Source organism: Blastomonas sp. UPD001 (assembly GCF_003426715.1).
Taxonomy (GTDB): Bacteria; Pseudomonadota; Alphaproteobacteria; order Sphingomonadales; family Sphingomonadaceae; genus Blastomonas.
Genome location: NZ_QKVT01000182.1, coordinates 1 through 508, shown reverse-complemented (window position 1 = coordinate 508; position 508 = coordinate 1). Strand labels below are relative to the sequence as shown.

1 protein-coding gene is annotated in these 508 nt (G+C 40.6%); it reads right to left on the bottom strand.

Going from position 1 to position 508, the window contains the following annotated elements:
- Positions 1-231 (bottom strand): hypothetical protein (locus DM995_RS23015; protein ID WP_232824590.1); only part of this gene is annotated, 231 nt, incomplete at its 3' end.
- Positions 232-508 lie beyond the last annotated feature (277 nt).

Below are 508 nucleotides of genomic sequence, written 5' to 3'. Positions count from 1 at the left end.
CTCGTCAACGAGTATTTGAGACTCGTCAACGAGTATTTGAGACTCGTCAACGAGTATTTGAGACTCGTCAACGAGTGTTTGAGACTCGTCATCGAGTGTTTGAGACTCGTCAACGAGTGTTTGAGACTCGTCAACGAGTGTTTGAGACTCGTCAACGAGTATTTGAAATAGATAAACCAGTATTTGAACCCCGTCAGTGAGTCCTTGAAAGGGAGCATCCCAAATGTTCAAAAAAACCCCTACTTAAACCAGACTACTTGATTTATTCGAGTTGTCTTCAGACGACTTGTGCTAGTAGCTCAGGGTTTAAACCTCAAGTTTTGAGTTTGATACCTGAAACAGGTGTGCGATCGCTCGATATTTGATTTTACATGAGAGATGGGTGGGCTATCCGCACTTGAGTTTTACCCCTGGGACTTTTCTATAATTTCTAGCAACTCCTTCTATGTTGTAGAGGTGGATAAAACACCGTTATATTTGCAAAATTTCAATTCAAAAATAATTATGA